This is a genomic window from Bradyrhizobium sp. AZCC 1610 (assembly GCF_036924515.1).
In the GTDB taxonomy this organism is placed as follows: domain Bacteria; phylum Pseudomonadota; class Alphaproteobacteria; order Rhizobiales; family Xanthobacteraceae; genus Bradyrhizobium.
Map to the genome: position 1 here is coordinate 257,996 of NZ_JAZHRR010000001.1, position 25,046 is coordinate 283,041.

At 64.3% G+C, this 25,046-nt stretch carries 25 protein-coding genes; 15 read left to right on the forward strand and 10 right to left on the reverse strand.

Going from position 1 to position 25,046, the window contains the following annotated elements; translation table 11 throughout:
* Positions 1 to 89: 89 nt before the first annotated feature.
* Complete coding sequence (locus tag V1279_RS01280; RefSeq protein WP_334431771.1) at positions 90 to 2,426, forward strand: mechanosensitive ion channel domain-containing protein; 2,337 nt, start codon at positions 90 to 92, stop codon at positions 2,424 to 2,426.
* A 25-nt stretch (positions 2,427 to 2,451) separates the two neighbouring features.
* On the opposite strand, the gene pdxR is transcribed toward V1279_RS01280, so the two are convergent.
* Positions 2,452 to 3,894, reverse strand: coding sequence for a MocR-like pyridoxine biosynthesis transcription factor PdxR (gene pdxR / locus V1279_RS01285; protein WP_334431774.1), 1,443 nt, complete (start codon positions 3,892 to 3,894; stop codon positions 2,452 to 2,454).
* Positions 3,895 to 3,989: 95 nt separating this feature from the next.
* Here pdxR and V1279_RS01290 point away from each other — a divergent pair, with 95 nt between their 5' ends.
* Positions 3,990 to 4,913 carry a DMT family transporter gene (locus V1279_RS01290; protein WP_334431777.1) on the forward strand — a complete coding sequence of 308 codons (924 nt, stop codon included), beginning with the start codon at positions 3,990 to 3,992 and terminating at the stop codon, positions 4,911 to 4,913.
* Here V1279_RS01290 and V1279_RS01295 read toward each other — a convergent pair.
* Positions 4,910 to 5,563 (reverse strand): hypothetical protein, encoded by a 654-nt coding sequence (locus V1279_RS01295; protein WP_334431779.1) that lies wholly within the window; start codon positions 5,561 to 5,563, stop codon positions 4,910 to 4,912. The two genes, V1279_RS01290 and V1279_RS01295, sit on opposite strands and share 4 nt — an antisense overlap.
* Positions 5,564 to 5,713: 150 nt before the next feature.
* Here V1279_RS01295 and V1279_RS01300 point away from each other — a divergent pair, with 150 nt between their 5' ends.
* From V1279_RS01300 to V1279_RS01310, 3 genes are all read left to right on the forward strand, one after another.
* The gene (locus V1279_RS01300; RefSeq protein WP_334431780.1) at positions 5,714 to 5,962 is read left to right on the forward strand and encodes a hypothetical protein; all 249 of its coding nucleotides are present in this window, start codon (positions 5,714 to 5,716) and stop codon (positions 5,960 to 5,962) included.
* Positions 5,963 to 6,091: 129 nt separating this feature from the next.
* A complete protein-coding gene (locus V1279_RS01305; protein WP_334431781.1) occupies positions 6,092 to 6,778 on the forward strand; it encodes a hypothetical protein in 687 nt (228 codons plus the stop codon).
* Between the two features lie 108 nt (positions 6,779 to 6,886).
* On the forward strand, positions 6,887 to 7,597 hold the full coding sequence (locus tag V1279_RS01310; RefSeq protein ID WP_334431782.1) for a hypothetical protein: 711 nt from the start codon (positions 6,887 to 6,889) through the stop codon (positions 7,595 to 7,597).
* A 148-nt stretch (positions 7,598 to 7,745) separates the two neighbouring features.
* Here the strand turns inward: V1279_RS01310 and V1279_RS01315 are convergent, their stop codons facing one another.
* The gene (locus V1279_RS01315) at positions 7,746 to 7,979 is read right to left on the reverse strand and encodes a cysteine rich repeat-containing protein (RefSeq protein WP_334431783.1); all 234 of its coding nucleotides are present in this window, start codon (positions 7,977 to 7,979) and stop codon (positions 7,746 to 7,748) included.
* A 241-nt stretch (positions 7,980 to 8,220) separates the two neighbouring features.
* On the opposite strand from V1279_RS01315, the gene V1279_RS01320 reads away from it, so the two are divergent.
* Positions 8,221 to 8,508, forward strand: a complete 288-nt coding sequence (locus tag V1279_RS01320) for a hypothetical protein (protein WP_334431784.1) — start codon at positions 8,221 to 8,223, stop codon at positions 8,506 to 8,508.
* A gap of 96 nt (positions 8,509 to 8,604) precedes the next feature.
* Here the strand turns inward: V1279_RS01320 and V1279_RS01325 are convergent, their stop codons facing one another.
* Together V1279_RS01325 and V1279_RS01330 are read right to left on the reverse strand one after the other, a co-directional pair.
* Positions 8,605 to 10,563: a sensor histidine kinase gene (locus tag V1279_RS01325; RefSeq protein WP_334431785.1), complete on the reverse strand. Its 1,959-nt coding sequence runs from the start codon at positions 10,561 to 10,563 to the stop codon at positions 8,605 to 8,607.
* Entirely contained in the window at positions 10,560 to 11,237 is a 678-nt protein-coding gene (locus V1279_RS01330; protein ID WP_442894718.1) for a response regulator, read from the reverse strand. Before V1279_RS01330 ends, V1279_RS01325 begins: the two co-directional genes overlap by 4 nt.
* Before the next feature lie 159 nt (positions 11,238 to 11,396).
* Between V1279_RS01330 and V1279_RS01335 the strand changes: the two genes are divergently transcribed.
* Entirely contained in the window at positions 11,397 to 12,662 is a 1,266-nt protein-coding gene (locus tag V1279_RS01335; RefSeq protein WP_334431786.1) for a threonine ammonia-lyase, read from the forward strand.
* A 514-nt stretch (positions 12,663 to 13,176) separates the two neighbouring features.
* Positions 13,177 to 13,782: a hypothetical protein gene (locus V1279_RS01340; protein ID WP_334431787.1), complete on the forward strand. Its 606-nt coding sequence runs from the start codon at positions 13,177 to 13,179 to the stop codon at positions 13,780 to 13,782.
* Positions 13,783 to 14,061: 279 nt separating this feature from the next.
* Here V1279_RS01340 and V1279_RS01345 read toward each other — a convergent pair whose 3' ends face one another.
* Complete coding sequence (locus tag V1279_RS01345; RefSeq protein ID WP_334431788.1) at positions 14,062 to 14,457, reverse strand: hypothetical protein; 396 nt, start codon at positions 14,455 to 14,457, stop codon at positions 14,062 to 14,064.
* A 102-nt stretch (positions 14,458 to 14,559) separates the two neighbouring features.
* The gene (locus V1279_RS01350; protein ID WP_334431789.1) at positions 14,560 to 15,447 is read right to left on the reverse strand and encodes a helix-turn-helix transcriptional regulator; all 888 of its coding nucleotides are present in this window, start codon (positions 15,445 to 15,447) and stop codon (positions 14,560 to 14,562) included.
* A gap of 88 nt (positions 15,448 to 15,535) precedes the next feature.
* On the opposite strand from V1279_RS01350, the gene V1279_RS01355 reads away from it, so the two are divergent.
* From V1279_RS01355 to V1279_RS01370, 4 genes are all read left to right on the forward strand, one after another.
* Positions 15,536 to 16,228: an ABC transporter permease gene (locus V1279_RS01355; RefSeq protein WP_334431790.1), complete on the forward strand. Its 693-nt coding sequence runs from the start codon at positions 15,536 to 15,538 to the stop codon at positions 16,226 to 16,228.
* Positions 16,229 to 16,230: 2 nt separating this feature from the next.
* Positions 16,231 to 16,953, forward strand: a complete 723-nt coding sequence (locus V1279_RS01360) for an energy-coupling factor ABC transporter ATP-binding protein (protein WP_334431791.1) — start codon at positions 16,231 to 16,233, stop codon at positions 16,951 to 16,953.
* Between the two features lie 19 nt (positions 16,954 to 16,972).
* Positions 16,973 to 17,797, forward strand: a complete 825-nt coding sequence (locus V1279_RS01365; RefSeq protein WP_334446143.1) for a substrate-binding domain-containing protein — start codon at positions 16,973 to 16,975, stop codon at positions 17,795 to 17,797.
* A gap of 115 nt (positions 17,798 to 17,912) precedes the next feature.
* Complete coding sequence (locus tag V1279_RS01370) at positions 17,913 to 18,233, forward strand: hypothetical protein (protein ID WP_334431792.1); 321 nt, start codon at positions 17,913 to 17,915, stop codon at positions 18,231 to 18,233.
* 65 nt (positions 18,234 to 18,298) lie between these two features.
* On the opposite strand, the gene V1279_RS01375 is transcribed toward V1279_RS01370, so the two are convergent.
* On the reverse strand, positions 18,299 to 19,066 hold the full coding sequence (locus tag V1279_RS01375) for a lytic transglycosylase domain-containing protein (protein ID WP_334431793.1): 768 nt from the start codon (positions 19,064 to 19,066) through the stop codon (positions 18,299 to 18,301).
* Positions 19,067 to 19,472: 406 nt separating this feature from the next.
* Between V1279_RS01375 and V1279_RS01380 the strand changes: the two genes are divergently transcribed.
* Positions 19,473 to 20,759, forward strand: a complete 1,287-nt coding sequence (locus V1279_RS01380; RefSeq protein WP_334446145.1) for an MFS transporter — start codon at positions 19,473 to 19,475, stop codon at positions 20,757 to 20,759.
* A gap of 94 nt (positions 20,760 to 20,853) precedes the next feature.
* The gene (locus tag V1279_RS01385; protein WP_334431794.1) at positions 20,854 to 21,054 is read left to right on the forward strand and encodes a hypothetical protein; all 201 of its coding nucleotides are present in this window, start codon (positions 20,854 to 20,856) and stop codon (positions 21,052 to 21,054) included.
* Between the two features lie 78 nt (positions 21,055 to 21,132).
* Here V1279_RS01385 and V1279_RS01390 read toward each other — a convergent pair whose 3' ends face one another.
* Complete coding sequence (locus V1279_RS01390; RefSeq protein ID WP_334431795.1) at positions 21,133 to 22,296, reverse strand: Kelch repeat-containing protein; 1,164 nt, start codon at positions 22,294 to 22,296, stop codon at positions 21,133 to 21,135.
* 286 nt (positions 22,297 to 22,582) lie between these two features.
* Positions 22,583 to 22,705 (reverse strand): hypothetical protein, encoded by a 123-nt coding sequence (locus V1279_RS01395; protein WP_334431796.1) that lies wholly within the window; start codon positions 22,703 to 22,705, stop codon positions 22,583 to 22,585.
* A 120-nt stretch (positions 22,706 to 22,825) separates the two neighbouring features.
* On the opposite strand from V1279_RS01395, the gene V1279_RS01400 reads away from it, so the two are divergent.
* Positions 22,826 to 24,793 carry a peptidoglycan-binding protein gene (locus tag V1279_RS01400; RefSeq protein WP_334431797.1) on the forward strand — a complete coding sequence of 656 codons (1,968 nt, stop codon included), beginning with the start codon at positions 22,826 to 22,828 and terminating at the stop codon, positions 24,791 to 24,793.
* Positions 24,794 to 25,046 lie beyond the last annotated feature (253 nt).

Genomic DNA, 25,046 nt, shown 5'->3' on the forward strand with positions numbered 1-25,046 from the left:
CGAAAACAGGCAATCCGACATGACGCATGCGCGAAGGCGAGACCGTCCCCGGTTTCGCCGTCGGGCGCATTTTATTCAGCGAGGCTTTCGTGTCGCACAAGTTCCTCCCCTTGATCCTGCTGGCCGTTGCCCTGTATGCCTTCCCGGCTTTCGCGCAGCCAGGCGTTGCGCCGGCGGCGCCTGCCGCAGGCAACGTCGAGGCCCTGACGCCCGATCAGGCCAAGCGGGCGCTCGATACGCTTTCCGACGACAAGAAGCGCGCGCAAATCATCGAGACGTTGCGCGCGATCGCCAATGCCTCGCCGCAACCGCAGGCCGCAGCGGGCGAGCCGAAATCCGCGATACCGCTCACGGCGGACAGCCTTGGCGCGCAGCTCCTGCTTTCGGTGTCCGAGCAGGTCGGCGAGATCTCGCGCGAGGTCGCCGACGTCGTGCGGACGCTGACGCATTTTCGGGCGTTCTATTACTGGTTCGTGCGAACCGCCAATGATCCGGCCGCCTATCATCAGTTGTTCGACATCGCGTGGAAATTAGCGCTGGTATTCCTCTGCGCCTTCGCCGCCGAGTGGCTGGTATTCCGCCTCATCAAGCGGCCAGTGGCGCTTCTGGAAGCGCGCCTTCCGCAAACCGCGCGTGCCCCGGTGCAGACGCTGGCGATCGTCGATCCGCCATCGTCGGCCGCTGACGTTGTCGCGGAGCCCAAGCTGCAGCAACGCCGGCTCAGCCTGGCGCGCACCTGGCAGTCGCTGGTCCGGCTGCCCTTCGTGCTGGGACGTCTCGCGCTCGAATTGCTCCCGGTGCTCGTCTTCATCGGGATCGCCACGATGTTGCTGGGCACTGGGATCGGCGATCTCTCAACCACCCGGCTCGTGATCCTCGCGGTCGTCAACGCCTATGCGCTGTCGCGCGCGCTGATCTGCGTCGTGCGGGCGCTGGCCGGGCCGTTCGGCCTGTTTCGCGTTCGCGCCGAAACCGCCGCCTATATCGAGATATGGGCGCGGCGCATCGTCACCGTCGCCGTCTCGGGCATCGCCTTCGCCAATGTGGCGCTGCTGCTGGGCCTGCACCGCGCCGGCTACGCGGCGTTGCTCCGCCTGGTGATGCTGGTCGTGCATCTCTTTGTCGTCGTCGTCATCCTGCAATGCCGAAGGCCCGTTGCCGACGCCATTCGCGCGCCGGCTGGCCGCGTCGGCGCCGCGGCCAGGATACGTAACCGCGTCGCCGGCCTCTGGCATTATCTTGCGATCGCCCTCGACCTCGCATTGTGGGCGGTGTGGGCGCTGAACATCCGCAACGGCTACGCGCTGTTGCTGCAATATTTCGTCGGCACCATCGCGGTCGTGCTGATCATGCGTCTCGCCACCATCCTGGTGTTGAGCCTGATCGATCGCGGCTTTCGCATCAGCCCGGATCTGTTGCGCCGCTTCCCCGGCCTGGAGACCCGCGCCAACCGCTATCTTCCGCTGTTGCGCAACATCGTCTCGGCGGTGATCGCCTTCATCGGCTTTGTTGCGCTGCTGGAAGTCTGGGGCGTCGACGCCATCATCTGGTTCTATGGCGGCCAGATCGGCAGCCGGTTGCTGTCGGCGGTGGTGACCGTCGGCATTGCCGCGCTGGCTGCGGCGGCGATCTGGGAAATCAGCAACGCGCTCTTGGATCGCAAGATCAATGCGCTCTCGCGCGAGGGCCACTACGCGCGCGCGGCGCGGCTGCGTACCTTTCAGCCGATGCTGCGAACGGCGCTGTTGTGCCTGATCGTCATCGTCGTTGGCCTCACCGCGCTGAGCGAAATCGGCGTCAACGTCGCGCCATTGCTCGCCGGCGCCGGCATTGTCGGTATCGCCATCGGCTTCGGCTCGCAGAAGCTGGTGCAGGACCTCATCACCGGGCTGTTTCTGCTGCTCGAAAATACCGTCCAGGTCGGCGACAATGTCACACTGTCCGGCCTGTCAGGCGTGGTGGAAAACGTATCGATCCGTACCCTTCGTCTGCGCTCCGGCGACGGCTCGGTGCACATCGTGCCGTTCAGTGCCGTGACGACGATCACCAACTCAAGCCGCGGCGCCGGCAATGCGGCCGTCAGCGTCAACGTGTCCTACAAGGAAGACACCGACCGCGCCGGCCAGATCCTGAAGGACATCGTCGCCGAGATGCGCCGCGAAGTGGAATTCCAGCACCTGATCCGCGGCGATCTCGAACTGTGGGGCGTCGACAAGGTTGACGGCTCGATGGCCTCGATCGTCGGCCAGATTCGCTGCACCGATGCCGGCCGCTGGCCGGTGCAGCGGGAATTCAACCGCCGCATGAAGCGGCGATTCCAGGAGTGCGGCGTGGAAATAGCGCCCACAGCTCAAACCATTCTCATGCAGGTTCCGGCGCCTGCGGACGAGGCCGCGAATGCAAAGCCGAGGCGGGCGGCCGGCTAGTTCGCCGCGAATACGGCCATAAGTTCTAGCGAACGATCCGGCCGAGGATGCGCGCGGCCTGATCGATCTCCTTTTCATTCCATGCCGCGAAGCCGAGAAACAGGCCGTGCTCATTCGTCTTGTGATACAGCATGCTCGATAGCGGACGGCTGACGACACCGGCTTCGAGTAGCCGCGCCGACAATTGTCGGTCGTTCGCCGAGGGGCGGCATCGCGCCAGCAATTGCATTCCGCCGGCCGGGGCTTCGACGCTGAGACGGTCGCCGGCTTCCGCGGCCAGCGCTTGCAGCATGCGATCGCGCCGGCCCTTGTAGAGCCGCGTCACTCTTCTGATGTGGCCGAGATAGGCGCCTGAACTGATGAAATCGGCCAGCGCCTCCTGCATCGTCACCGACGTCAACATGCCCATGTGCCGCTGCGCGATCTCGAACACATCGGTCAGCGCTTCGGGCACGACGAGGTAGCCGACACGGATGTCCGCATAGGTCGATTTCGAGAATGTCCCGAGATAGAAAATGTGTGGCGACGGCGCGCGCCCCTGCAACGCGGCCACCGGGCGCGCTTCGTAGTGAAATTCGCCGTCATAGTCGTCCTCGATGATGCAGGCGCCCGCGGCGTCGGCATAACGAAGAAGTTCGAGGCGGCGGCCGACCGGCATCAGCCGCCCCGTCGGGTACTGGTGCGACGGGGTGACGAAAATCAGGCGAGGGACGTGCTTGCGTGAGCCGATCGTCATGCCTTGCGCGTCGAGCGGAATGGCGGCGACGATGGCGCCTGCGGCCCGTAACGCGACATGGGCGCCGCCATAGCCGGGGCTTTCGATCCAGGCGCGATCGCCCCGTTCGAGCAGCGCCGTGGCGATGAGGGTGATGCCGGCCTGGGCAGTCGGCACGATCAGGATCTGGCCCGGCTTTGCCTTGATCCCGCGATGAACCGCCAGGTGCTGCAACAGCGCCTGCTGCAGCGGCGGATGATTGATGGATCTGTCACGCCGCGATAATGCGTTGCGCGCCGCACGCCGCAGATGGCGGCTCCAGAGGTCGTGCGGAAATTCCCGCTCATCGGCCAGCCCGGGCTGAAACGGCCGCGGACGCCCGGCATGGACAGGCGGCCAGTTCGTTTGTGGCAGGCCGCGCGCCCAGGATGACAGTTTCAAACGGCCGGCCGCGGCGCGGTTGCCTTGCAATTGCGGTTTGCCGCCGTCGAGCGACAGGCCTATCGCCACCGCCGGACGACGACCGGCCGAAAGGCTCAGATAGCCTTCCGCCGCCAATTGCTCGATCGCGAACGAGACGGTGTTGCGCGACAGGGCGAGCGATTGCGCGAGCTGCCGGCTCGATGGCAGGCGCCGGCCGGGCGCGAGGCGTCCGTCGCTGATCAACCCGCGCAACTGGTCGCTGAGCTGACGCATCAGCGTGTCACCGCCGTCCCGCGACAGATGGAGCATTCCGGGCAACAGCTCGTCCATAACTGGCTCTGTGATTTTGCAAAGACTGGTTCTTTTACTAGGGCCAGTTGGAAGGCTAGGCAATGCAGATCGGCTCATGACGGGACGCGTTCGAGATGGCCAGTGGACTTTCAACCCGCAGCGCGGCGGTGCTGCTTGCCAGCGTCGTGCTCGCGTGGGGGACCAACTGGCCGGTGACGAAGATGATCGTGCAGGACGTGCCGCCGCTGTGGGCGACGGCACTGCGCTGCATGATCGCCGCTGCGACGCTGGCGCCGATGTTGTGGACGCAGGGGCAATTCATCATTCCGAAGCGCGGCGACCTGCCGATCGTGTTCTGCACCTCAATCCTGCACCTGGTGGCGTTTTCGGCGCTGGTCGCGGCCGGGCTGCAGTTTGTGCCGGCGGGCAGGGCAATCGTGCTCGGCTATACGACGCCGCTATGGGTCGCGATCGGCGCCGCCATGTTTCTGTCGGAGCCCATCACGCGACAGCGCGCGATCGGTATCGGCTGTGGTCTGGCCGGGCTTGCGGTCATCTTCAATCCGCGGACGTTGAACTGGGGTGACCGCAACGCGCTGTTCGGCAGCGGCCTGATTCTGCTCGCAGCGTTCTGCTGGGCCGGCAACATCGTCTATGTCCGGGCGCACAAATGGATCTCGACGCCCTTCCAGCTCGTGTTCTGGCAGGTCTTGCTGGCGGCCGTGCTGCTCTCCGCCATCGCCTGGATCACGGAAGGCGCGCCGCACATCGTGTGGACCGCACGCCTCGCCGGCCTGATGCTCTATAGCGGGATCGTCTGCACAGCGTTCGCCAACTGGGCGATGACGATGGTGAACCGGAGCCTGCCCGCCGTCACCACCTCGCTGTGGCTGCTGGCGACACCGCTGCTCGGGATCATCAGCGCAACCGTGATGCTGAACGAGCCGATCGAGCCGTCGCTGTTTCTGGCGATGACATTGATCATCGGCGGGATCGCACTCGGCACCGTCGCGGGCGGCTGGCCGCACGGGACGATGCGCGCCAAACCATCACCCTAATTCGCCACGAAATACCAATCCTTGTCGTAGCGGACGAGCCGGCTCGGCGGCTTGTCTTCGAACTCGAAGAACTTTTTGGGATCGCCGCCCGGCGGCACGTGCAGGAAGCCGGTGAAATAGTGCTTCAGGCCGCGCGAGGTCAAGAACAGCACGTAGGTGCCTTCGTCGGCCTGCTCGACGACGATGTCGTTGCCGCCTGCGGAAACATTGGGCTCGCGCTCGCCGAGCGCGATCAGGTTTTCGTTGTGGCTGACGTTCGGCTTGAGTTCGCCGGCCTCAATCCGCGCCACGATCCGTTCGCGATTCTGCCGATGCCAGTAGAAATTCTGCTGCAAGGCGATCTGTTGCAGCGGCGCATAAACGAGGACGGCGAGCGTCAGCGCGTAAATCAGGAAAGGAAGAGCAAACTTCGCGCCGCCGTTTCCGATACGCAGCAGCAGCGTCGCGGACCACAGGGCGCCGCCGCAGAACACGAGCGCCACCAGCGGCACGACCACGAGCAGGACGAAGCCGGACGGCCAGTCCGCCATCGACAGTTCGAATGTCGCGGTCGACAGCGCGAAGGCTGAAATCGCGATGGCCGCCGCCAGCGCGGCGCGAACCGACGGCCCGGTCGCGGCCGTTGTCGTCTGAGGTATCGCTTCAGCCATGCCGGGCTGTTCCCTCTCCGCCGTTCGCTCAGGTCCCGGCTCGTGCCATTGGGAGGCTTAACGCGCCGTTAACCACATCAGCCCCAACAATAGCCCCAGAGGTTGGTCCGCCGCCACGGTCGGACGGACGGCAAATCGAAGGGGTGTGGAATGGATCTCGATCAATATCTTGCTGCCAAAACCCCGGCGACCCTCCACGAGATCTCCCGGCGGGTGATGTTTGCGCTCGATCGGCATCCGCTGTGCCGTGGTATCGAATTTGAGGTCGTCAGCATGCCCCGCAACCGCAAGAGCAACTGGACCGTTACCCTGCAGGCGATCGCCCCCGAGGCCCTGTGGGAGGCGTCCGACATCGTTGCCGACATCCAGGACGCCTACGAACTGGGCGCGGCGGCCTGATTCCGAGCTGTTTCGGGACGATTTCCCCAGCTTTTTGATCGCGTTACGGCTCCGATTGGCATCGTAACGCCTCAATTGTCGTCCAGTTTTCGGCAAAAGGGCCAAACGTCGGCGGGAATGGAGACCTTTTTGACCAAAACGATGACCATCGTTGCGCTGATCTGTTTTCTGGTGGTCGGCGCTGCCGCCACCGCCATTCTCGGCCGCGACAGCGTACCCTCAGCGCAGCCCCAACTGGCTTCTGCGGCGGCCGTCCAGACGCCGGTTTCGAACAAGGAAAACAAGAAGGACCGGCTGGCCGTCGTGAGCTACGCGCTGGCCGCCTACGAGCCCCCGCAGACCACCGCGGCGCTGAGCGAGCCGTTGCGCCAGGCGTATGCGTCGACCGCTCCCGTCGATATCGGGCTGCCGAAGGAAGTTGCGCCTGCCGCGCCGACGGCGCCTGCCGCATCATCACCTGCGACGCCGCCGAAGCCCAAGGCCGTTGCCAAGCCCCAGCCGCAGCAGAAGAACTACGCGCTCCTGAGTGACGGCCAGATCGCTGGAATCAAGGACCGCCTGAAGCTGTCCGCCTCTCAGGAATCCTACTGGCCGCCCGTGGAAACCGCGCTGCGCGCCGTCGCCCGCAAGATTCACGCGGGCCGTCAGGCCAACCCGAATGCAGGCGGCGTGCAGATCGATCCGGAATCCGCAGAAGTCCAGCAGTTGAAATCGGCGGCGATGCCGCTGCTGTTCCAGTTGCGTGAAGACCAGAAGAGCGAAGTCCGCTCGCTCGCCCGCATCATCGGTCTGGAAAAAGTTGCCGCGATGATCTGAGCTGCGAGCGCTGCGATTGCAGCGCCGCCGGTTCCATTTTCCACACCGTGACGTGCCGGAACATCGGCCCAGCCCACGCGTTGCCCGCGTCGACGAGGGAGCCGAATTATGCGGACATCGACGGCTTATTTTGCAGGCGTGGGAACTGTGATCGTGGCGGTCGGCGCCGGTCTCGGCGGAGGATATCTGGCTGCGAACATCGTCAGCCCGCCTTCGCAGACGGTCTCCAAGCTGGAACGCAGGATGTCGGCGGAACCGATAACCGTCTCGACGGCACCAGCGGAGCCGGTGCCGCATGCGGCTGCGACAAATCCCGCTCCCGCGCCCGCCCAGGAGCAGCCGCAAGCGCAGACGCAGACGCAACAACAGCCCCAGCCGCAAACACAGGCGGCAGCGCCCTCCGCCGCCAATGCTCCTCCTGCTGAAGAGAAGCCCACCAACAAAGTAGCAGCCGCGCAACCCGCACCGCCACCACCGCAACCTGCCAAACCCGCCGACCAGGCCGACGAAAAGACCGCCGCGCCTCGGGATACCTTCGCCAGGGCCCGCGACGCCGACATCAAACGCGCGGACGCCGAAAAGCGGCGCGCGGAACGGCGACAGCGCTGGGCCGACAAGCGCCGCTTCCAGCAGCCGCGCGACCAGGAACTCGAGGCGGCCGAAGAGAGCGTCCGGGAAGTGACCGAGCCGCGGCGGATCAGAATCCGGGAAGAAGGCGAGCCAAGGGATATGTTCGCCGAGCCCAGGAGAAGGGACATGTTCGCCGAGCCAGCCAGAAGCGAAATGCCCCGGATCAGGCTGTTCGATCAGGATGATTGATTTCTTCTCCGGCGATCGCGACTGCATCTTGGAGCGTGATGATTTTGAAACGTCATCGCGCTCCAGCTTCTATTTGCGCATGATGTCCGGCAAACGCTTTGCGTTTGTCCCGGGAGAAAGTCGGTAACGACTTTTCCCGGATGAGGCGCTAGCCGCCGCGCGATTCCACCACCTTGCGGCAGCCATCCGACAGCTTCGCCTTGTTCGCCTTCAGGCAGGCATTCATCTGCGGCGGCTTGCCGACATGTTCGGCGCAGAATTTTCCGGCGTCCGAACGGCAGGCCATCTGCTCCTGGGGGGTGGGTCCGGATTGCGCTTGAGCCAGCGAGCCGGCGGCGAGCGACAGGATCAGCGCGGTGGCTGCGACGTGGATTGATTTCATGAATCACCTTTCGACGAGAATTAGGGAGTTGAAAGCGCGCGGAAGCTCGTCGAGGTTGCGTCCGGGGTCCATGCCATGTTCATGGCGTCGGAAATCGGCCCTGCAAGCTTGCGCGCGCGCCCACACCATTTTCATGGGATGTTGCTGCGGGCTCTCATGGACCATGTACATCTCGCGTCGGCTGCGGTGACCGATCGGCACATCGCAAAGAGCTGCACGCCCAATTCGGGAGAGATGACAGATGTTGAAAAAGACAGGTTGGCTGAGCGCTGGTCTGACGCTCGCGGTGTTCTCGGCCGTGGCTTCGTTTGCGCTGGGCGCGGGTTCGGCCCAGGCCGCGGTGGTTTACTGCAAGACGGTCGGCGTTCCGAAGGGCTGCGTGGCGCGGCCGACGCCGGTCGCGGCAGCGGTGGTCGCTACACCGGTCGTCGGCGTCGCCCGTGTCGGCGTCGGTGCTCCCGGCGTCGGCGTCCGTCCCGGCACCCCCATGAACCGCGGTGGCCCGGTCAATCGCGTCGGCCGCCGCTGAGCCAAAGCGTCTTCAAGCGAAGCATGTCCTCGGACTTGATCCGGGGATGGATTCCGGTTCGCGTAAAGAAAACCCGTCAAAACGAAGAGACGCAAGTCAACCGGCAGCGCCGTCGCTGTCGGGAAAGCGGTGGGGCAATGTCAGTCTCACGCGCGTGCCTTGATCAGTCCCTTGGTCCGTCCTTTGGGCGCAGGAGCTCAGTTCCAGCTCCGCGCCACAGCGCGCCGCGCGGCTTCGCATGTTGCGCAAGCCGCGCGCCGCTTTTATCGCGCCCGCCGCCGCACCATCCGACGCGATCTCAAAACCCCTGCCGTCGTCCTCGACGGTGATGCAGCCGCGTTCGAGGCCATCGGCGCCTGCGAGCGTCTCTATCCTCACCGTGATCCGCCGCGCATTGGCATGCTTGACCGCGTTGGTCACGGCTTCATCCAGCAGCCGCACGATCTGAATCACATGCCACGGCCGCAGTTCGGGATGCACCGGCAGCCCCTGCGCCGTGACCGCGCGCCAGTCGAGCGCGATGTCATGCGGACGCAGCTGTGCCGTGGCGCGTTCGCGCCACGAGCCCAGCGCCAGCATCAGATCGCCGCCGATGTCGTCCATCGAATCGATGACGAGGCGCAGGTCCTTCAGCGCCGCGCGCGCCGCATCGCCGATTCCCGCGCTCCCATTGCCGCGCTCGCTCAAGGCCACGATGCTGACGAGTTGGCCGCCGAGCCCGTCATGCAGGTCGCGCATCAGCCGCGTTCGCTCCCGTGCCAGCGCCGCGGCGCGGGCGCGTTCTTCCTCGCGGGCGAAACTGGCCTTCAGCTTCTCTTCCGCCTCGCGCACCTGGGTGACAAGGCGGCCGGCAAAGCCGTCGACCTCGTTCAGCGCGCGGGCGAACCGCCAGGTCAGCCCCGCGCCGATTGCCACCAGCATCGCCGAATAGGACAGCCGCGCGGTGAAGATGCGGTTGGGCATCACGCCAAACACCGAGAGCAGGTCGACAGCCCAGCAGGTCAGCATGATCGTGACCGCGCAGCCCAGCAGCAGGCTCGCGACATTCTGCCGCTTCAGCATCGAGTGGGCGGTGACGACGGCCATGATGAGAAGGGAAACGCCAACCATCGGCACGGCGAGATACAGGAACAGCGCGCGCACCATCGCCTGGTTTCCGAACAGGCCGGCCAGCGCCAGCAGCACGCCGGGAATGAAAATGATCCAGCCGTAGCGCTGCCATTTCCAGCCCGCGAACAGCAGCGCAAATGTCAGCACCAGCCCGCTTTCAATCGGAGCCGAAGAAATCAGGATCACGTTGAGCCGGGAAAATGGCGTCTCGCCCATCGGCGTTTGCAGGAACGCCTGCCCGACACCCACCGCCATTGCCGCGGCCAGAACGCCATAGGCCGGCTCATGGCGTCGCATCACCCACATGATTCCGAGGATGACCGCGAGGATCGCCTGCCACGACGAGAACACCACCGGCAAGGTGACGAAGATCAGCGTTCTCAGATTATAGCTCGGACGCAACAGCTCGTCCGGGCCGACCCAGATGCGGTCCAGGAAGCCGGAGATCGGGCCCCAGATGAACAACTTGATCGAAACGTCGTTGGCGCCGTCGCGCAGCACCGACGCGGGGATCACCGCGATCTGCGCCGTGTTGCGGTCGGGACGGTTGGCGGCGGGGTCGCGCCGGCTGTCGAGGATCACGACGCCGTTGACGGTGAGCTCGACGCCGTTGGTGAACCGCGGCAGAAACACCGACCAGGCCCGTGCGGCCTCACTGGCCGGCCGGATGAACTGTCCGGCGAAGCGCGGCGGGTCGTTCATCGCGTGGCGCAGCGGTGAAAAATACGGCAGCGTCACTGCGCGCTCAGTGCCGCTTTCCGAGAGCCTGAACGCCGTGACTTGATATTCGGCCGGAGGCTCCGGCAGCGACTGCCGCAGCGCGAAGATGCATGCGGCCACGATCAGCGCCTGCAGCAAAAGGTATTGGACGAGACGGGACGTCTGCAGCCGCCGCCGCTCGCGGCCAGGCAAGTCCGGTTGCGCGTCGTCTCCGTGGTCGTTCACAGCTTGATCAAGCCTTGCTGGACCGCCTCGAACACTGCCTCGCCCCGGGTATGAACCTCGAGCTTGCGATAGATGTTCTTGATATGCCCGGGCACGGTCTGGCGCGACAGGCCGAGATGGCTGGCGATCTCGGCGTAGCTGAAACCTTTGGCGATGCCCCAGAGGATGTCGATCTCGCGCGGCGTCAGCTTGGCGGTGTTGAGCGCGGGGCCGGGCGGCGGCTCGGGCGTGTTCTGGGTCCGGCGCACGATGAAGCGCGCGATCGAGGCCGAGATCGGCGAGTGTCCGGCGACGAGGTCGCGCACGGTGGCGGCGATATCGGTCGGGAACGCGTCCTTGAGCAGATAGCCGGTGGCACCGACGGTAATCGCCGAGATCACGCTCTCCTCATCGCCAAGGATCGAGATCACCATGATCTCGGTGTCGGGAAAGCGCCGCCGCGTTTCGCGGATCAGGTCGACGCCGTGGCCATCAGGCAGTTGCAGGTCGGTCAGCAGCACTCTTGGCGCGCCCTGCGCGAGACAGGCGCGGGCTTCAGCGAGCGTGCCGGCGGCCCTGACCTGATATCCGGCCTTGGCCAGCGCGTCCTGCAGCCGCCAAAGGGTCGGCGCGTCGTCCTCGACCAGCACCACCGTGATGGCCTCCACCTTCGGCTCATCGTTCAATGAATTCATCTGAAAACTCCGGCCGCCTGTCCCTGCGACCCTCGCAAGTGTAACGCCGCGAGAGCATTTTGCGACACCCATGTTCATGGGGCGGGATTTTACGAGATTCGGAGGAGGCGCGTCCGGCGGAAAAGGCTTATACGATTGCCTTTCAACGAGGCCCCCGAGATGCCGAAAGCCCCCAAGAACGCCCCGCCGGACCAGCACGCTTCAGAAGTAGGTCTTGCCGTCACGTCCAGCGACGTCACAGCCGCGGCGGCTGCGATCCGCGACTCGGTCATCGTCACCGAATGCGACCAGAGCCGGACGCTGAGCGAGATCTGCGGCTGCAATCTCTGGCTTAAATTCGAGAACCTGCAGTTCACGTCGACCTTCAAGGAGCGCGGCGCGCTCAACCGGCTGCTGGCGCTGTCGCCGGACGAGCGGCGGCGCGGCGTGATCGCGATGTCGGCCGGCAATCATGCGCAGGGCGTGGCCTATCACGCACATAGGCTCGGCATTCCCGCCACCATCGTGATGCCCGTGGGCACGCCGATGGTGAAGATTGAGAACACCAGGCGTCACGGCGCTGAGATCGTTATTTCCGGCAAGACGCTGGAGGAGGCCGCCGAGTTCGCGCGCGCGCATGGCAAGGCGAAAAACCTCACCATGATCCACCCCTATGACGATCCGCATGTTATCGCAGGCCAGGGCACCATCGCGCTCGAAATGCTCGCTTCCGTGCCGCAGCTCGATACGCTGGTGGTTCCGATCGGCGGCGGCGGGCTGATTTCCGGCATGGCGGTCGCCGCCAAATCGCTGAAGCCGGAGCTGCAGATCATAGGCGTTCAGGCGCAGCTCTATCCTTCGATGTATAACGCCATCAAGGGCGAGAGCCTGCCGATGCGCGGCGACACGCTCGCCGAAGGCATCGCCGTCAAGGTGCCTGGCCGGATCACCACCGAGATCATCCGCCGTCTCGTCGACGACATCGTTCTGGTCACCGAAGACCAGATCGAGCGTGCGGTGGCGATGCTGATCGCGATCGAAAAGACCGTGGTCGAAGGCGCCGGCGCGGCGGGCCTTGCCGCGGTGCTGGCAGCGCCGGCGCGTTTTGCCGGGCGCAATGTCGGCCTCGTGCTCACCGGCGGCAACATCGATACCCGGCTGATCGCTTCCGTGCTGACCCGCGAACTCGCGCGCGAGGGCCGGCTGACGCAGATCGCCATCGACATAGTCGACAGGCCAGGGCAACTGGCGTCGGTCTCGGCGCTATTGGCCGAAGCCGGCGCCAACATCATCGAGGTCTCGCATCAGCGCACGTTCTCGGACCTGCCGGCCAAGGGCACGCTGCTCGAAGTCGTCATCGAAACGAGAGATCGCGCGCATCTGGAGGACGTGATGAAGCGGCTCGGCGAGGCCGGCTATGTCGCGTGGCTACCCGGGCGGCGGTAACGTGACGTTCTCGAACGAAGCAGATCCCGGTTCGCGTAAAGGAAGCCGCCGTCAAAGCGACGTGCTGGGCGCAAACCCGCGCATTCAGAGTGACCGGTGAACGCCTGCTGCTGAGCTGCTCTTTTGGGTCGGGCTATCTATTGGCATACTCAGCACACCTTCCGATATTCGACGTCCGGAAAGTTTGTCCCGCGCTGGCTCGACGATGACCGGAGCGCGGTATTGGGTTGCTTTGTCGTGCAGCATTCGGGCCCGAAACTCGTTTCCGGGCCTGAATGAATCCACCGCGTTGCCTGATTTGAGCCGCATTGCGACCTAGGTCACGGCGAAAGGTCGCGCTCACGGGGGCGCAACACCGGGGGTTTCCATGTCCGGTCATTTGCGATTTTGCTTCGCCGCTGTTGTCCTTCTCGCAAGTCTCCCGACTTCGCCTGCGTCTTCGAATCCTTTTGCCGACTTCTTCAATGCCGCTCCCCGGCAAGCCACTCCGCCCGCTTCCGCGGAAGAGGAGTGCTTGCCGCGGCCCGGCAAGTCGACGGCGGCCGGCCAGCACTGGGTGTATCGTTTTGACGGCCACCGCAAATGCTGGTTCCAGGCCGCTGAGGGGATCGCGACGGTGAAGACGCAGGTTCGCCATCGCGCCGCGCAGGCGCGTGTCGCCGCGTCCGAGGAGGATGAGGCCGCGCGGCGCAAGCGGAAAGCGGTCGTGGATGCGCGTGCGGAGCTGCCGCGCTCCGCACCGGCGGAAACGTCTCAGCCGATGCGGCCCGCGCGCGAGCTCAAGTTGGCTGATGCGGCTTCCGTCCTGGCTACGGGGACCGTGGCCTTCGTGCCGCCGGCCCCCATCGAAAAGCTCGCGACCGATCAGCTCACGCCCGACCGCGCGACGCCGCGCCAGGTCGACGTCGATGCGCTTCTGGGGGCCGCACCGGCTGCCAGCGGCGCGGTTGCCGCCTCCGTGCCTCCGGCCGCGCCGGTCGCCTTTCCCATCGCCGAGGCGGCCGATGACGGGCGGGGTTGGATGGCAACCTGGCTTGGCGTGCTGCTGATGGCGCTCGGGGTCGTCTCCGTCTTAGGCTCGAGCCAGACCGTTCGGGAGGCCGTGCTGTTGCGCGGTTGATGCGAGGACGGAGCTGGCGGCCATCGCGGACCATGGATTCTGGAGCCTGATGCTTTAGATCACCGCTCGATCCCTCAGCGCCGCTGGGTTGGCGGAGTGGGACGGCGTTTGGTCTGACCAGCCGTCACGTTCATCCGGCCGAGCTGTGCGCGGTGCGGCTGATCTGCCGATGCTTTCGTTAGCGGCTCCATCAACGCCTGCACTGAGAATGGTTGGAAAACGTGATGCATCCAGAGTCCGCCGCAGCCAGCAAGTCGCTGAGCGGCGCCTCGGCCGTTGCTATCCGACGCGATTGCGTTGCTCAATGTTGGCTGCCGGTCCTCCCGCGCGGACATTGCGAGTGCCTGATGGAGGTGTTTGTGAGCCCGCCATGCTCTTCCACGGACCGATAGTTTCGACGATGATATTAATGCCGGCCACCGCGCTGTCGATTTGGCGCTGCACGCTGTCGACCTCGGACTTCAGGAACTCTTGCATTTTTTGGAGTTCGAAAGCCAACTTGTGAAGTTCGTCTATCGAATTTGTGGTCAACCGGGCGACAGAAGAGTTGAATCGTTCCGCGGTGATCTCCAGCGGGCCGGAGGGATTCGATTTCTCTTTGCTGGGTTGTGTCGCCAGAGCCTGCTCCGGCGGAGATGTTTTCTCGTCGAGTGCGGCAGACGTTGGGGTATCCATCAGTTCCTCCCTTGCTGCCCGCGGCCCGCTGCAATAGGCGTCGTTGAGTCGTTAGGCGATTTGGTGGCGCGGCGGTGGCGATCCGCTGGCGATCGATATCCTCTAATTCACGAGCCGTACCACGCCGGCATCGCTGACGTCATAGCCGCCGAGCTCGGCCGCGCGGTCGCGCAGCACGGCCTGGCGCATGAAGTCGAACAGCGCCTGCGGCCCCTTCATGAAATAATCGCGCTGCCGCATCACGAGGTCGAAGCGTTCCCAGGCGAGCGGCAGGAAATCGAGCCCGGCCGATCGCGCGACCGATCGCGTGGCGATCCCGCAATCGATGCGGCCGGCGCGGATCGCCTGGGCGATGTCGGGTCCGGTCGGAAAGGCCGGCTTTGCCAGTTTCAGCTCGTCGAGCGCGATGCCGGCGCGCGCCAATAGCGCGAGCAGCAGCAATTGCGCGCCGGCCCCAGTGGGGCGTTGCGCCATGCGTGCCCGCGACGTGGCGATCGAGGCCATGTCGCTTAAGCCCAGCGGATTACCGGGCGCGACCAGAATGCCCTGCTCGCGCCGTGCAAAGCCGAGCACGACCGCATCGTGCAACCCCGGCGCGTCGGTGACCGCATCGAGATTGGCGGTTTCGTCGTCGCCATCCAACCGATGCAGATGGATCGCGGCAATCATCACCTCGCCCCGGGTCAGCCGCCGCAGGCCCTCTTCGCTGCCTTCGGGTAGGCTGGCGAGGCCGGAATTGCTTTCGCGCAGCGCCCATTCCAGCAGCGGATCGTGACTGCCGCCGACGATCGGCGGTGGCGCCACCCGCGCCAGCGCCATGGGCGCGATCAGGCCGGCGGACACCCAGCGGTCGAGCGCTGCGCGGGGAAACAGCCAGCGCCCCGTCACCTTGCTGCAGGGCACCGCACGCTCCGCCACCAGCTCGTAGAGCTTGCGCTCCGAGAGCCGCAGATACTCGGCCGCTTCGTCGGTGGTGAGGAGCTCTGGCATAGGCACCAATATGCATGTAAATGCAGATAATACAGAAATTGACCATACCGGCACCATCTGCGCAAGGTGTCAGTCAAACGGAATTTCCATGCCCAACGACGTAACTGCCCTTCAACTCGTGCTCTCTGGCGATCCCGCGCTGTTCGCCATCGTGCGGCTGTCGCTCTATGTGAGTCTGTCAGCGGTGGTGCTGGCCGCGCTGATCGGCATTCCCCTGGGCGCTTGGATTGCGCTCACGAAATTCCCGGGACGCCAGGGCGTCATCGTCATGCTCAACGCCTTGATGGGCCTGCCGCCGGTCGTCGTCGGTCTCGCGGTCTATCTGACGCTGTCGCGCTCCGGGCCGCTCGGCGCGTTCGGCCTGTTGTTCACACCGTCCGCCATGATCGTCGCGCAGACCGTGCTGGTCACGCCGATCATCGCCGCCCTGACGCGCCAGACCATCGAGGATCTCTGGATCGAATATCGCGACGAACTCACCGCGATGAATCTTAGTCCCCTCGGCCGGGTCGCGGCGCTGATCTGGGATGCGCGCTTCAGCCTGGTCACCGCGCTGCTCGCCGGCTTCGGCCGTGCGGCGGCGGAGGTCGGCGCCATCATCATCGTCGGCGGCAATATCGAAGGCTTCACCCGCACGATGACGACGGCGATTGCGCTGGAAACCTCCAAGGGCGACCTGCCGCTCGCAGTCGGCCTCGGCCTCGTGCTGATCGCGATCGTGATCGCCGTCAACGCACTGGCCTGGACCGCCCGCCGCGCCGGCGAGCGATTGGCGGGATGACCATGCGCGCGCCTTCCGAAGAACTACCGATCGTGTTCGATGGCGTGACGGTTGCGGCAGGCGCCGTCACGATCCTCGATAATATCGCGCTCACTCTGCTGCCGGGCCCGCCCACGGTGCTGATCGGCCCCAACGGCTCGGGGAAATCCACGCTGCTGCGCGTGGCGATGGGGCTGCTCGCGCCGTCGCGCGGGCGCATCACCTGGGGCGGCCTGGAACATGTTCCGCCGCTCAGGCGCGCGATCGTGTTTCAGCGCCCGGCGATGCTCCGGCGCAGCGCCGCCGCCAATATCCGCTTCGCGCTGCGCGCCGCCGGCATCCCGCACGCGGAGCATGCGCGCCGCACCAGCGAGCTCCTCGAACTGGTCGGTCTCGGACCCCTGGCCGACCGCGCCGCGCGAAGGTTATCCGGCGGCGAGCAGCAGCGGCTGGCGCTGGCGCGGGCGCTCGCGCGCGATCCGGCGGTGCTGTTCTTGGACGAGCCGACCGCGAGCCTCGATCCGGTTTCCACCAAGGCGGTGGAAGACATCATCCGCGCCGTCAGCGAACGCAACATCAAGGTCGTGATGGCGACCCACGATCTCGGCGAGGCGCGCAGGCTCGCCGGCGACGTCGTCATGCTTCACCGCGGCCGCATCGTGGAGACCGCCACGGCTGCGTCGTTCTTCGATAGGCCGCAAACCGCCGAGGCCAAAACATTCCTCGCGGGCGAACTACTCGTTTAATGGGAGAAAACACATGAACATGCTCACACGCCGTCTGGTGATCGCAGTCGTCGCTCTCGTATTCGCCGGCCACGCCGTTGCGCAGGACAAATCGATCGTGGTGGCCTCGACCACCTCGACGCAGGATTCCGGCCTGTTCGGCCACTTACTTCCGATGTTCAAGGCCAAGACCGGCATCGACGTGAAGGTGGTGGCGCAAGGCACGGGACAAGCGCTCGACACCGCGCGCCGGGGCGACGCCGACGTGGTGTTCGTCCACGCAAAGCCAGCGGAAGAAAAATTTCTGACCGAAGGTTTTGGCGTCAAGCGCTATCCCGTGATGTACAACGACTTCATCCTGATCGGCCCGAAGGCCGATCCGGCCGGCATCAAGGGATCGAGGGACATCGTTGCAGCGCTCAGTGCGATCAAGACGAAGGGCGCCGACTTCATCTCGCGCGGCGACAAATCCGGCACGCATCAGGCCGAGCTCAACCTCTGGAAGGTCGCCGGCATCGACATCGCGAAGGACAAAGGCCCCTGGTACAAGGAGATCGGGCAAGGCATGGGCGCGGCGCTGAACACGGCGTCGGCCTCCAACGCCTATGTGCTCGCCGATCGCGGCACCTGGCTGTCGTTCAAGAACCGCAACGAACTCGGCATCGCCATCGAAGGCGACAAGCGCCTGTTCAACCAGTACGGCATCATGCTGGTGAACCCGGAGAAGCATACGAGCGTCAAGAAGGATCTTGGCCAGCAGTTCATCGACTGGCTGGTGTCGTCGGAAGGCCAGAAGGCGATCGCCGACTACAAGATCAACGGCGAGCAGTTGTTCTATCCCAACGCCAGCGATTCCGGCGCGTGATGCGCGTTAATCTACATGAACATTCGTTCAAGCATCGAGCACGGTCTTTATGTCGCACGCCGGAACGTCACGCGCGCCGATCGGTTAGCTCCGACACGTTCATTGGAGTTCGACGATGAAGAAGCTAGCTGTCATGTTCGCCGTTGGTGCTGCCACGCTGATCGGAGGTTCCGCCGCTTACGCCGCCGATAATGCGGTGAAGGCGAAACCGTCGACGGATGTCACGCAATCCCGGATTGCTACGCAATCCTCGACCGACTTCAGCGCGCACCGCCGCTACTATCGCCATTGGGGCCACCACCACTACAGGCCGTACTATCGTAGCTACGGTTACTATGCGCCGCGTCGGTACGGTTACTACGGAGGACCTCGCTATTATGGCGGTGGACCCGGTATCAGCTTCAGCTTCGGCACCGGCGGTTATCGCGGCTGGTAGTGAGACAACAAGCTGACAGCAAAGAGGCCCGCGAGCAGCGGGCCTCTTTCGTTTGGCGGCAACAATTACAGTTCCCGCGCCGCCCGCGATGACTTCGTCCGGTTCGAAGCTGACGCAAGACGCACGACGGATTGTTTCCCCGCCTTGCGCGCCGATGCCTTTGCTGCCAACAGCACAGCGCGGGCCTTTGTCTTTCGGGATACCGCACTGGCATGTCGAGCCGCCGAGCTTGCGACACGCAGTATCCTGACCGCCGCGTACTTCTTGCTCTCGGCAACATACTTCTTGCTCTCGGCAACAACAGTTTCCGCCTTGCGCAACAGTGCGCTGGCGGAAGACGTCAGGTCGACATTCACGGCAGCGATCTGGTCTTGCCGCGACAGGCCGCCGACGCCTTCGCATGGCGCCTTCTGCGGCAGTTCGGTCGGCATGTGGACGGTGCTCTCTTCTTCAGTCCAGGCTTCGGCCTTGTGGCCGGTGATGATCTTGACGTAAGCGCGCGTTTCCTTCGGCAGCGAACTACGGCGCGAGAGCCACTTCTCGATCCTGCCGCCGCCTGCATTATATGCTGCTGCGGCAAGTCCCAGATTTCCGAACTGATCATAGAGCTTGCGAAGAAACTTTGCCGACGCAGGGATCGCCTGCAACGGATCGAACGGGTTTTTCAAACCCATTTCGACGGCCGTCCGCGGCATGAATTGCGCAATGCCCTGCGCGCCTGCATGACTGACTTCCCCGGAACGAAACCTGCTTTCCTGCCACAGCAGGCGCACGAAAAATCCGATCGGGAGATCGTGTTCCTCGGCGGCAGCCTTGACCGCTTCACAGATCATATTCGATGGTGCGGGTTCCTCGTTGGTCGACGCAGCGGCATGAGCCGCGGCATCAGCCGCCGTCGTCGTCTCAGATGGCGCGGCGACATTTTCTGCCTCCTCTCCTTGCGAAGATTCAGCCGACGCAGTCGCAGTTCCGGTTTGGGAGTTCGATGGTGCGGCAGGTTCCGATTGCGCTTCGGCGACGAAAGATGGTTCCGTCCATATTGACTTGTTACTGGAACTTTCAAAATCCGCGGCGACTACAAACACAGCAATCACAACGGCGAAGAGATATCGCATCAACATTCCATTCGTGGTGGGTGATGGCCGGCCGGATAGAAGTCGGATGTGGACATTTCGCGGATTAACTGCGGCAGCGAGATGGTATTCGCACCCGTAGTTCTACCGAGGGGAACTTTTGGAGATGCGCGTAAGAGCGTTTTCAAGCGAAGTGGAAGCCGGTTCGCGTAAAGAAAACGCGTCAAACCAAGAATCGAGAGACCCGTTCCGATGTAATCGGAACGGAAGAGGCTCTCGTGGGCCGATTGCCTACATCGCTCTTTACGCCGCGCTGTATGGTGCGTTTGGCGTGGCCTCGCCGTTCTGGCCGAAATATTTCGAGACCAGAGCGCTGACGCCAGAGCAGATCGGCATCATCCTGGCGGCTGCGTTGTTGATGCGGCTTGTCGCTGGTCCCCTTGTCGGGATGTTTGCCGACGTCGTGCAATCGTTGCGCCTTGTGCTCGCATGCTGCGCTGGCCTGGCGGCCGCAACAGCCGTTGCATTGCTTTGGGCCGATGGCTTCTGGCTGTTGCTTCTGGTGGCGTTGGTTCAAGCGGCAGCGCTGGCGCCAACGACATCGATCGCCGACGCGTTGTCGGTCAACGCAGCCAGGCCGCAGATAGCGGGGAGGCCGTTTGAATATGGCTGGATTCGCGGTTCGGCGTCGGCGGCTTTCGTTTGCGGTACGCTGGTCATCGGGCAGATCATAAGCCCCACCGACCTCACGCGCGTGATCTGGTTGAATGCTGCTCTGCTTGTCGTCGCCGCCGGAGCAACCGCGTTGGTGCCCGGGGGTGCAGCTCAATCGGCGCCGCACAGCGGCGCATCAAAGATTGCGAGCGAGGTTCACGGACTTCTTGGCATCGCGCGGTTTCGAATCCTGATTCTCGTCTCGGCTTTGGTCTATGGCAGCCACGCCATGCACGATGCATTTGCCGTCATCCGCTGGAGCAATGCCGGAATAGATACCTTCGTCATAAGCGTACTGTGGTCGGAAGCCGTCGCTGCAGAAGTCATCGTGTTCTTTCTGATCGGTCCCGCATTGCTCAACCGATTCGGTGCGCGGGGCGCGGCTGCCTTGGCGGCCGCGGCCGGAATCATGCGTTGGTCGATTGCGGCAATGACGAGCTCCGTGATGGTGCTCGCGATTTTGCAGCCCCTGCACGGATTGACCTTCGCTCTGCTTCATCTCGCTTGCATGCGTATGATGGGAAGTCTCATTCCCGCCCATTTGGCCGCAACCGCCCAAGCTCTCTACGCGTTTGGTTCCGGCGTTGTGACTGCCGCATTGACGCTGTTTTCGGGATTCTTCTATGCGAGCTATGGAGGAGGGGCGTTTCTTGCAATGGCGCTTCTCTGCGGCCTCGCATTGCCGCTTGCCTGGTTCGGCTTTTCCGACGCGCGGGATTCGGCGCCGCGCATCGCTTGATGAACTGATCGATGGCATCAGTGGCTGTATCAGGTATACCCTGAGATTCGCGCCGGCAGCATGGCGCCAATCCCTCTGATGAAAGAAGCCCAAAATGAGCGAGCGACTTGAAACGCTGAATAAAGCCCGTGCGCGCATGGTCGAGGACAGGGACGCGCATGCGAAGGTGCTGGCCGCGCCTTTCGACCGCGACAAGGCCGAACGGGCCCGCAACAAGTTCATCGAGATTCAGGTGCTGATCGATGCCCTGGAACGCGCGATCAGCGGAGAGGGAGCCGTTGCGCTTAAAGGCTGAGCCGGGAGCGGAGGTCGTTTTGCTTTCGCCGCGCGGCTTTGCGTTTCCGATTTTGGGCGCCGGCAGCGACTGACGCCGTCAAACGGCCAGCGTAAAAGCCTCATGCACGGACGACTGGACCGCCCCGCCGGTTACGGCTCCTCCGCCCGCAACGTAGATGGCGTCGCCAATGGTGGTGGCGCCCACCGCGTGCCGCGGCGTCGTCATTGGCGCATGAGACTGCCAGGTGTTCGTCTTAGGATCGTAACTCTCCATCTGACCGAAAACAGCGCCTTGCGTTATCTGACCCTTGTCTTGCACGCCGTATTCGCCGCCCATCGCGAACAAGCGGTCGCGATAGACGACGAGGCCGTGGCCGGAACGCGCAGTAGGCAGCGGCGCGCGCTCCTTCCATGTGTCTGATACGGGCAGGTAAACGTGGTGAAGGTCGGTGTTGTATTCAAAGGTGTTGAAGCGGCCGCCGATGATATGGATCGTGCCGTTATAGGCGACAGCTCCGACATGGTCGCGCGCCGCAGGTAGCGCTTTTCGGATTTCCCACTTGTCGGTTTGCGGATCATAGACCTCATGCCAGCCGACGCTGGCGCGCTCGTTGGTCGGAGCTCCGGCGCCGCCGATCAGATGGATCTTTCCGTCAAGCGCGACGGCTGCGGCGGCACCGCGCGACCGCGAGAGCGGTGCGATGGCCGTCCACTTGTCATTAGCCACATCGTAAGCAAACGCATTCGGATCCGGATTGCGATTTTGCTCGATGAAGCCGCCGAGCGCGTAGACCCGGCCGGCATCCGCCACGACAGCGACGTGGTTGGCGCCGCGCGGCAACGGCGCGGCGTTGAACCATCGGTCATTCCCGGGATCGTAAACATGGTGATAGGCGCGGTCGACGCGTCCTTCGCCATAGCCGCCGACAATATGCATGCGCCCCGCCCAGGCGGTGGCCCAGGCCATCTCACTTCGAGGCAGCGGCAATGCCGCCTTGGGAGTCCAGTGCCCCTGCGGGCCCTTCGGCGCGGGACTTTCCACCTTTCGCTGGGCAATCTGCTCGGTCGTGAGGTGATGCGGCGTGCCTCCCTGGAGCCGGGCGAACGGGTCGGAGGAGGGGGCCGCTTCAGGCAGGGCTGTGCCTGACGGCGTGCCATGGCCCGAATGCTGGGCCAGCGCCGGCGTGCAGATTGCCGCACTGGCAGCCGCGGCAACGAAAGCTCTCCGGTTCAGACGCGGCAGATCGGATGTCGAGGACATGCGAGCTCCTGAACTTGGTGTACTGATCGTCAATCGTTGTAACAAACGCGAGTGCGGTCAAGACAACAACTCCGGGAACTGCCGTGCCAACGCACTCAATTGCAGGTGATGGCCGTGAAAGCCGAAATCCGCATATGTAAAGTCTCATGGGTAGGCGAGCGCAGTTGCGTTCGAACCGAAGCTTCATGCGTTGCGGTAGCAGACGCGCGAGCCATCGCCGCAAGTAGATCCAGCATCACAACTGTTAGCTACCTCACACATGAATACTACTGGACGATGTAAGCTCTCACTGTTCGCCGTGAGTAATGATCCTCCGGCTGCACGAACCAATATCGATGCTGAGGGTGGCGACCGGCTGGCTGTCATTGGCTGCGGCGATCGGATGTTCGTGCTGAAAAGCGAACTGCATCGACAGGTGCCCGGCACCGCCGGGCAAACGGGCCGGCGAATGAGCAGCAAACCGAGGCCGAGGACGCAGCGATTGGCGAAGAGGAAACCGGCAACAGGCACACCAACGGGGGAACGCGCTATGGGTCAAATCGGAAGATCTACCGACCCCTCAACCGCTGATAATCGCGACGACGTCGCAGGCAGCGAGGTCGCATCGTTCCGCTATAACAATCCCGGCGCACAATATCCCAGCGCACGCGCCGCGCGTTTCGGCCAGACCGGTTATGGCATCATCGGTGGCGGCCACAAGATCGCGCGCTTTCCCTCGCCGGTGAACGGCGCCGCCTCCAACTTCGATCTCTTGTCGCGCAGCTATGTCGGCATGCGGATCGGCGAAGCCGGAACGAAGTGGACCGGCGCGCACGGCTTCGGCGTGCCCGGCCATGATCCGAACTCCATACTGACAAAGGAAATAGTCGACCATCCCGTGCAGGCGATTGCCTTGCTGAAGGCCATTGCGGGCCGCGAGTCGGGCAAGGGCAACAACTTGACCGAGGAGCAGTGGCGCCAGGCACATCGAATGTACAAGGCCGGTAGCGCCGACGCCTTCTTCGATAGGCTGCCTGCTGTAGCCGTTGTCCAGCCACCCGCGAGCGGCGTGCCGTCGGGCGCCGGTCTGGTGCAGCGCGCCCGCGCGCATATCGGCGAGCAATACGTCAACACGCAGATACCGAAGGACGATCCGCATTGGCATGGTCCGTGGGACTGCGCCGAGTTTGTCTCATGGCTGGTTTATCAGGAAGCCGGCACGCTTTACGGATGCGTTGACGACACCGCGCCGCCGGCCAAGGCAGATGCCTATACGGGCGCCTGGAAGGCCGACCTCGAGCGGCTGGGCAAGCGTGTTTCCGTGGACGAGGCGGCGGCGACTGTCGGTGGCATCGTGCTTCGCTATCCACCGGGTCCGGGCAAGATGGGCCACATCGCGGTGTGCGACGGCAATGGCGGCACTATCGAGGCCAAGGGGCGACGCTACGGCGTGGTGGCCGATACCGTGCATGGCCGCGGATGGCACACCGGCATTCTCATTCCCGGGATCTCCTATGGCGCCGCGGCGCCGATCAAGGTCAACCCGCCTGCCATCATCTATGAGGTCGACGCGCCGAACATGGACATGGCCGTCGTTGCGCGCATCCAGGCGGCGCTGGCCGCTAAGGGCTTCGATCCCGGTTTGATCGACGGTGAGTTTGGGCTGAACATGCAAGCGGCTGTGCTGCGTTTCCAGGAAGCCGAGGGCATGGTGGTCGATGGCGCGGTCGGGCCAGAGACGGCGGCGGCGCTCGGCGTGTCCCTTGGGGCCGAGGCGGTCAAGCCCGGTGTCGCGGTGGTGGAGACGGGCTCGGCCGCCGGCCCGCCCGCGTTCGACCTGCATCAACTGCTCCCGCTCATTCTCATGTTGCTACCGAAGGAGAAACCGATGGCCGCCGATTCTGCCAGGCCGGGCCAAGGCCTCGAACTGCTGCTGCCGCTGATTCTGCAGTCGGCGCTTACCGGCAAACAACTCGACATCACGCAGCTTCTGACGGTGCTTGCGACAGGCAAGCCACTGACGACGCCGGCGGTCACGCCGATCGCGAACGCGCCGGTGCTCGCGCAGCCGGTCAACACCGTCCCGGCACCGGTCGGCTCGCAACCGGTACTGCCGCAGCAGCCGGGCGCCGCCGCGGCGTCGGTCGATCCCATCATGGTGTTGATGCCAATGCTCTATGAGCGGCTGACCGGCAAGCCGTTCCCAGGCACCGAGAAACCGGATGCCCCCGCCGAGCCGCTTGCGCCAGCCATGTCGCGGCCGAGCGTGCAGCTCTCTACCGGCGCGCTCGGCATCGTTACGCTGCTGCAGTCGATAGGCGCTCTCAGTTTGCCTTTCAATCTGGGAGCGATCGCCGGTCAGGCGCCCGCCACAACCGCGCCGGTTTCAGGCTCGACACTGGCGACATTGATTCCGATCATCACCGGCGTGATCGGCGCCACCGGCGGCTTCGGCGCGCTGGGCGGGATCGCGTCGAAGGTGCTGGGCGGACTGTTCAGCTCGTTCGGAAAGAAGTGATCAGGCGGAGATCGGTGCGCGGCTTCTTCGGCGCAGTCAAAAGTGAATGCGCCGGGTAGTCGTTGCGCAACAGAATTGTTGGTGGCGACACCCCGCGCAAAAGCGATTGGAGCTCCTGGCCGAAAATCGTTTCCTTCTGCACGCAGAATGGCGCGCGAGCGAACAATCGCCATACGCCCCATCGGCCGGCTGAATTACGGTGCACTTAATTCGCAGCCGCTGCCCGCGAAGGCGTGACGTGTCGATTGAGTGC

Bases quoted from the DNA above. Each gene is read 5' to 3' on its own strand.
- V1279_RS01310 (WP_334431782.1), top strand. From the start codon at position 6,887: ATGCGGACATCGACGGCTTATTTTGCAGGCGTGGGAACTGTGATCGTG.
- V1279_RS01345 (WP_334431788.1), bottom strand. From the start codon at position 14,457: ATGGATACCCCAACGTCTGCCGCACTCGACGAGAAAACATCTCCGCCG.
- V1279_RS01300 (WP_334431780.1), top strand. From the start codon at position 5,714: ATGGATCTCGATCAATATCTTGCTGCCAAAACCCCGGCGACCCTCCAC.
- V1279_RS01320 (WP_334431784.1), top strand. From the start codon at position 8,221: ATGTTGAAAAAGACAGGTTGGCTGAGCGCTGGTCTGACGCTCGCGGTG.
- V1279_RS01375 (WP_334431793.1), bottom strand. From the start codon at position 19,066: ATGATCTGTGAAGCGGTCAAGGCTGCCGCCGAGGAACACGATCTCCCG.
- V1279_RS01355 (WP_334431790.1), top strand. From the start codon at position 15,536: ATGCCCAACGACGTAACTGCCCTTCAACTCGTGCTCTCTGGCGATCCC.
- V1279_RS01390 (WP_334431795.1), bottom strand. From the start codon at position 22,296: ATGTCCTCGACATCCGATCTGCCGCGTCTGAACCGGAGAGCTTTCGTT.
- pdxR (WP_334431774.1), bottom strand. From the start codon at position 3,894: ATGGACGAGCTGTTGCCCGGAATGCTCCATCTGTCGCGGGACGGCGGT.
- V1279_RS01290 (WP_334431777.1), top strand. From the start codon at position 3,990: ATGGCCAGTGGACTTTCAACCCGCAGCGCGGCGGTGCTGCTTGCCAGC.
- V1279_RS01400 (WP_334431797.1), top strand. From the start codon at position 22,826: ATGGGTCAAATCGGAAGATCTACCGACCCCTCAACCGCTGATAATCGC.
- V1279_RS01380 (WP_334446145.1), top strand. From the start codon at position 19,473: ATGCGCGTAAGAGCGTTTTCAAGCGAAGTGGAAGCCGGTTCGCGTAAA.
- V1279_RS01385 (WP_334431794.1), top strand. From the start codon at position 20,854: ATGAGCGAGCGACTTGAAACGCTGAATAAAGCCCGTGCGCGCATGGTC.
- V1279_RS01295 (WP_334431779.1), bottom strand. From the start codon at position 5,563: ATGGCTGAAGCGATACCTCAGACGACAACGGCCGCGACCGGGCCGTCG.
- V1279_RS01370 (WP_334431792.1), top strand. From the start codon at position 17,913: ATGAAGAAGCTAGCTGTCATGTTCGCCGTTGGTGCTGCCACGCTGATC.
- V1279_RS01315 (WP_334431783.1), bottom strand. From the start codon at position 7,979: ATGAAATCAATCCACGTCGCAGCCACCGCGCTGATCCTGTCGCTCGCC.
- V1279_RS01330 (WP_442894718.1), bottom strand. From the start codon at position 11,237: ATGAATTCATTGAACGATGAGCCGAAGGTGGAGGCCATCACGGTGGTG.
- V1279_RS01335 (WP_334431786.1), top strand. From the start codon at position 11,397: ATGCCGAAAGCCCCCAAGAACGCCCCGCCGGACCAGCACGCTTCAGAA.
- V1279_RS01365 (WP_334446143.1), top strand. From the start codon at position 16,973: ATGCTCACACGCCGTCTGGTGATCGCAGTCGTCGCTCTCGTATTCGCC.
- V1279_RS01395 (WP_334431796.1), bottom strand. From the start codon at position 22,705: ATGCAGTTCGCTTTTCAGCACGAACATCCGATCGCCGCAGCCAATGAC.
- V1279_RS01360 (WP_334431791.1), top strand. From the start codon at position 16,231: ATGCGCGCGCCTTCCGAAGAACTACCGATCGTGTTCGATGGCGTGACG.
- V1279_RS01350 (WP_334431789.1), bottom strand. From the start codon at position 15,447: ATGCCAGAGCTCCTCACCACCGACGAAGCGGCCGAGTATCTGCGGCTC.